Here is a 5,711-nt window from a genome sequence, read left to right on the forward strand (position 1 = left end):
CGCCGCCTCGGTTCAGGGCTCAGAATTTTCCCCGCGCCACCTCGCTCAGGATGTCGTTAGCGAGGACCTGATCAGCCAACAACTTCTTCAGCCGGGCGTTCTCCTTCTCCAGCTCCCTGGTCCGCTTCGAGGTCTCGGCGTTCTTCTCGGACCCGTACTGGTTCACCCACCGGTACCAGGTCGCTTCGGTGACCTGGAGTTCCTTGACGACCTCGATCATCGGGCGCCCGTCATTGAGCATCCTCTGGCCCTGCCGGACCTTCGCGATGACCTGCTCCGGGGTATGTCTACGTGCCATGTCTGTGAAATTCCTCCTGCACCCATTATCGGATGCGAAACTCACACAACCACTGGACTCCTACCCGGGGACCCAACCACTGTCGTGGCCGGGCTGATCTGGGCCGGATGCGTCATGCCCTCGGACGAGGCAGACCTAGACGATTCGCTGTCCTATGCCAGACCAACCACTGCGCTGTGGATGAATGAAGAACTCATCGCTCTAAACAACACCGACATACGCGAAGCGTGGTACGCCGGTCATTTGAGAAGCCAAGCAACCACCACCGCCCTACAAACCGACTGGGGAATCAGCACCACCCCCTGGTACGCAACGAACAGTCGGGAATCGGTCCGTAAAGGCATCTACATTCTGGGTGAACAGTACGGCGCGATGAGTCAAGGAGCCGGCGTGAAAACCAACGCCGGTGGTGCGCGATGGATCATGCGTCGAAGCTTCGCCGAACTCTTTGACCCATCACTTCGAGGCCCCGAATTGACAGCCGCCATCAGCGCCTGGACCGACACTGCAATGGATCCAGTACAGCGACTCCGGGCGTTCGTTGCCCGCGAACGGCGTACCACCTCTGAAAGCATCTCCGTGGACTTACCAGGCGGTGACACACGACAGCTATCTCCTGGCGACTCATCACTGATTCTTAAGGGAGTCATCGAGATATGGGCGATCCAACGACTACACGCCCCAGCCATCCTCACCATCAGCGAACCAGGCGATAAAAAAGCCTTTGTAGATGAGCGCCGCCTAGCTGCCGCAAATATCTCGATTAACGTTTCTGACCTCTTACCCGACGCACTGATCGTTGATATGGCAGCGAACCCGCCGGAATTCTGGATCGTTGAAGCTGTCGCTACGGGCGGTCCGGTGGATGAGCGCCGACGGGAAAATTTCAGGCAGTGGGCCATCACTCAACGCATCAAACCCGACCAACTCCGATTCCTCAACGCCTTCCTGTCCCGCAACGACCCGGCAGCGAAAAAACACCTGATGGACCTCGCAGTCGGCACATACGCCTGCTACCTCGACGAACCGGACCGCGAGCTGGCATGGGACACCATCAAGTCCGTCGTCCCAAACAACGTCGTCACTCTCAAACGGCCTCAACAGGATCCCCTGCAGCAGCAGTAGGACTGCCACAGCACCACAGGTCGCCTGACCTACACTCTTGCTGCGACCACTTACCGACCCGTTGAACTCGCCCGCAAACTGGGATACACGGACGAGTCACGTCCTGGCAGCGTGGTGCGGGCTTACCTCCGGGTGAAACACCCCAATCATCCGGCGCACCAGCCGTGGATCCTCGATGAAGACGAAGCCGCCAACGTCCTGGCACATGTCCCGCGTAAGGGTTAGCTGCTGATCAAACCCTAGTCCCATGGAACGATGAGGCGCGGCTTCACGATGTGCAGTCCCCGAGGCGGCTTCATAAAGCTGTTCCCAGGGCGCTCCGGATTCTTTGAGTAGGTTTGGCGGAGCATCAACGCTTTCTCAAATACCTCACACGCTGTCCGCAGCGAGGTGGCCATTGCCAGCTCATTGGACGACAGCTGCCCACCGAGCGTTTTCGAGGATCCGTCGTCGTCATGAACATCGAACAGAGTGAGGTGCTGTCGGGCCCAGGGCCGCCCGTGAGCGGCCGCTGAACACATCTGCCACGTAAGGTACGAGCGGGGCAGTGAAAAGGTCTTTGCCGTGTCCTTGATAATCGTGGTGATCGTCAAGTTACTATTGACGTCCTGGATCTTCAGCCCATTACGCCTGAGTACGCCATGCAGTACTTCCAACAAATCCTGGTCATATCCTGCACGGGGGTCAATGGTCTGAGCTGCCCTCTTTTGATCGCTTAGGTGGCTCTTCGTGGTTCGTGGGGAGCGGGGCTCGTGTCGTAGTTAGCTAGGAGCTCGTGGTCCTGCTGAGACGAGTGTGTCTAAGCATCCATCTTGAACAGGAACCACGAGCCTTGAGTAAGCCTACTTTGGCAGCAATTGACGCTGCCACCACCATTTTCAATCTGCCCGGATACCGGGTCCTGGACGCCGCGTCCATGGCTTCCGGTCGGCGACGGGTCACGGTGGAGTCCGTGGACCCGCCAGGCTGCCCGGGCTGCGGGGCGGTCGCGTCCCGGCTGAAGGAACGCCGCCTGCAGCGGGTCCGGGACATCCCGGTCGGAGGGCTGGTGGAACTGGTGTGGGCGAAGCGGCGCTGGTTCTGCGACGAAGCTCTCTGCGCCCGGAAGTCCTTCTCGGAAGCCACCGTCCAGGTGCCCAGGTTCGCCCGGTCCACCCGCCGGCTCACCGACCAGGTGGTGTCCGCGGTGATCGGCTCGGGCAGGGCCGTGTCCGAGACCGCAGCGTCGTTCAAGGTGTCCTGGTGGCTGGTCCAGAACGCCGTGAACCGGGCGGCGTTGGCGCTGCCGGACGTTGATTCTCTGGCGCCGCGAATGCTGGGCATTGATGAGCACCGGTACCGATCCGTGCGGTTCTTCCAGAACCCGACCACGAAGGCCTGGCGGAGGTATGAGCCTTGGATGTCGACGATCGTGGACCTGGACACCGGACAGATCCTGGGGATCGTCGACGGCCGTGACAGCACCGGCGTCGGCGACTGGCTCAAAGCCCGCCCCTTGGCGTGGCGGCTCGGGGTGCAGGTTGTCGCGATCGACCCGTCGGCGGCTTTCCGCAAAGCGCTACGGATGTGGTTGCCGCGCACCGCGGTGTCCGTGGACGCGTTCCATCTGAGCATGCTCGCCAACAATATGGTCACCGAAGTCCGCCAACGGGTAACCCAGGAAACCCGGGGCCGGCGGGGCCGGTCCGTGGACCCGTCATGGGCGAACCGGCGCCTGCTCCTCAAGGGTACAGAGAAGCTCTCCGACCGGGCCAGGAACCGGCTCGACGTGGTTTTCGCCGTCGATGACCCCACCGGGCGCCTCGAAGCCGTCTGGAAGGTCAAGGAACACCTCCGCGCCCTCCTACGCACCGGCTCCCTCCACGACGCAGAACACGCCAAAGCAGAACTCGCACGGCTCGTGGACCTCGCTGACCTGCCCGAGACCCGCCGGCTCTACCGCACCATCTGCAGGTGGTGGCCCGAGATCGAAGTCCTCATCACCACCGGCGCCACGACCGCGAAAGTCGAAGCGAACAACACCGCGATCAAGCACATCAAACGCACCGCACGCGGCTACCGCAACCCGGACAACTACCGATCCCGTATCCTGCTCACCAGTGCCACCCGAACGGCGGCATGACACTCAACCTCAGCAACGCCATTCCCCACGAACCGTGAAGAGCCGCTTAGGTTGACGTGTTCAAGCCTCAAAGAACGCGTGGCAACAGCAAGCGGCACACCATCCTGCAAGATCCACAGCGCCGTCGACGACGCTTCGATCGCTCCTCTAATCAGGGTGTAGGGGGCAAAGGTGTGCTGCGACTTGGCCTCTACGAGCTGTGCCTTGAGTGCGTGAAGATGATCCACAGCAGTGTGAAGGAGATACCCCAAGAGATGTGACGCCTGTAAGGGCTCGGTCAGCCCGTCGATAACATCAAGGAGTGAACCTGGCGCATTATTATGGGCTTTTTCCCCTACTTTGTGCCATTCATCGATCTGCTGAAGATCACGTCTCATACCCTTCCACGCAAGGTTCGAGTCGCCGGGTTTGAGATCTCGAAAGTATGTCGACCGCTTACTCACTGATTACCTCGCTGGCGCAGTAACGCCTGCGGCCGCATCTTTGATCACCAGGGCTGCCCGCTAAAGTTAACTTCTTGCTCCCGAGGTTCAGGTAACTCATCTGGCACCAATCCAACATCATCGGGATGATGGAAAAGCCATTGCCTCGTATTTGCTATGGTGTGCGAGTTGAAGAGCTTCGCCATTGCGGTTGTGGGGGGAATCTCAGCGTCGGAGACGCCGGTAGCGTTGGACTCAGCCACTGCCCTCTTTTCTGCTTCGTCCGTTATTCCCTCGAAGGTAGGAGTTGGGTCGCTTAGGAGTAGTCCGATGTTTCGAGTCAACGGGACAGTGATACCCCACGCGGTGAAAACGCCCACGCCCATCTCTATCTCTGCAAAATTGGGGTTTCGGATGAGCGACACAGGAGTATCGCAGGTGAGAAGCGTCTTACGTTCAAATCTGTACAAGAGCCACGGCCGACCGATGATAAAAGGCAGAATGGACGGAACGAGTTCGAGGATCTGCACGATGTGTCCAAGCGGCGTAGTCTGCATCTTCAGCCCATCGGGATCGGCAGCCTGTACGAGAAGCTTGTCCAGAGTCTCTTCGTCGACTTCCTTCCCCATCCGCTCGAACTCTCGGGTCAGACCCTCTTTCCCCATTGCTGTAAACATCACCCGGGCCAAGCCTGACTCCATCTGGCTCAGGGAAGCGCGAGTATCTGGTCCTCGAAGAAACTGGAACGCAATAAAAGTGGCTAGAATTTCTCGTTCTTCCGTAGGGAGTGGCCATACTCCCTCGGCTACCTGTCTAATGACCCCGGCAGCCTTGCCTTCAATCTCAGACAAAGCCTGCTCGAAGACGTCTTCCCCTGCTGGATGCCCCACTATCGAGTAGAAGTTCCTCCACACCGTTGCATTACTTGTGGCTGATCGAAATCGTCGACCATCCTTTAAGCCGACAGTCCCGATCGTTGGTTCAGCCCCGGTAGTCGCGAACCCTTTGAGATAGAAATTTGGTACCGTGTGGTGTCGCCGAGCAGTCGGCATTGAAGTTCCTCTCCTTAGATGATGCCAGCATCTTACCCAGCATTCCAGTCAAGACAGCAGTTGTCATTGCGCTCAGAAGGTGGAGGCGAAATCGGATTACACAGTTCCGCCTCAGATCTTCACTCATAACAGAGGAAATTCTCAGGCTCCACCTCATGGGAGCGGCGGGTGCGCTGTAGCTGAGCCGCTCCAGGGCGTACGCGCTGCAACGCGATCAAGAGTTTCCTTGAGTAGGACGTGCCTGGACTGATAGTCGAGCGCGACAGGCGCGTACCGGGCGGTGGAGGCTCTTCTACTTGCTGATGAGCAGCAGCGGCCGAGGGCGGCAAGAATACTGTGCAGTGTACGTTTCATACCACCACCCGCTCCCCTATCAGGCCAACTCGGCCTTCGCCGTCGTAGTGTCCTTCATGGCGTACTCGGTAATTAGGGACTCGAACTTTCTAAGCGTGTACGTCGGTCAGCGGCCCACCCTCGTCAACAAGTCTCGTGGCGGCGAGAGGAACGGGGTGCGATTCTGGGCGGTGATTTTCGCGGGCGCGAAGACCTGGGGTACGGGTATCCCGGCTCTTCTTACTTGAGGTGGGAGTGGCTGAGTCCGCCGCCGATGAGGAGCATGCGTAGGCGGTAGTTGTCTCGGTTGCGGAATCCTCGGGCGACGCGGCGGTGGAGTTCGATGAGTCCGTTCACGG

The 5,711-nt window shown here is 59.4% G+C and carries 5 protein-coding genes and 1 pseudogene; 3 read left to right on the forward strand and 3 right to left on the reverse strand.

From position 1 onward, the window contains the following. Positions 1–298 (reverse strand): annotated as a pseudogene (locus FQ377_RS14550) (transposase); the annotation flags it as partial. A gap of 114 nt (positions 299–412) precedes the next feature. Here FQ377_RS14550 and FQ377_RS14555 point away from each other — a divergent pair. After that, positions 413–1,423 (forward strand): BsuBI/PstI family type II restriction endonuclease, encoded by a 1,011-nt coding sequence (locus tag FQ377_RS14555; protein WP_187393395.1) that lies wholly within the window; start codon positions 413–415, stop codon positions 1,421–1,423. Positions 1,424–2,255: 832 nt separating this feature from the next. Beyond that, complete coding sequence (locus FQ377_RS14560) at positions 2,256–3,545, forward strand: ISL3 family transposase (protein ID WP_148601882.1); 1,290 nt, start codon at positions 2,256–2,258, stop codon at positions 3,543–3,545. Here FQ377_RS14560 and FQ377_RS14565 read toward each other — a convergent pair. Together FQ377_RS14565 and FQ377_RS14570 are read right to left on the reverse strand one after the other, a co-directional pair. Then, on the reverse strand, positions 3,497–3,988 hold the full coding sequence (locus FQ377_RS14565; RefSeq protein ID WP_148601883.1) for a hypothetical protein: 492 nt from the start codon (positions 3,986–3,988) through the stop codon (positions 3,497–3,499). The genes FQ377_RS14560 and FQ377_RS14565 overlap by 49 nt on opposite strands. Positions 3,989–4,032: 44 nt before the next feature. Further along, on the reverse strand, positions 4,033–5,019 hold the full coding sequence (locus tag FQ377_RS14570; protein WP_148601884.1) for a DUF4238 domain-containing protein: 987 nt from the start codon (positions 5,017–5,019) through the stop codon (positions 4,033–4,035). A gap of 341 nt (positions 5,020–5,360) precedes the next feature. Between FQ377_RS14570 and FQ377_RS14575 the strand changes: the two genes are divergently transcribed. Further along, complete coding sequence (locus FQ377_RS14575) at positions 5,361–5,600, forward strand: hypothetical protein (RefSeq protein WP_148601885.1); 240 nt, start codon at positions 5,361–5,363, stop codon at positions 5,598–5,600. Positions 5,601–5,711: the final 111 nt, after the last annotated feature.

This window comes from Arthrobacter echini (assembly GCF_008107445.1).
GTDB lineage: Bacteria > Actinomycetota > Actinomycetes > Actinomycetales > Micrococcaceae > Arthrobacter_D > Arthrobacter_D echini_A.

Coding starts and splice junctions, on each gene's coding strand:
- FQ377_RS14570 (WP_148601884.1), bottom strand. CDS start 5,019: ATGCCGACTGCTCGGCGACACCACACGGTACCAAATTTCTATCTCAAA.
- FQ377_RS14555 (WP_187393395.1), top strand. CDS start 413: ATGCCCTCGGACGAGGCAGACCTAGACGATTCGCTGTCCTATGCCAGA.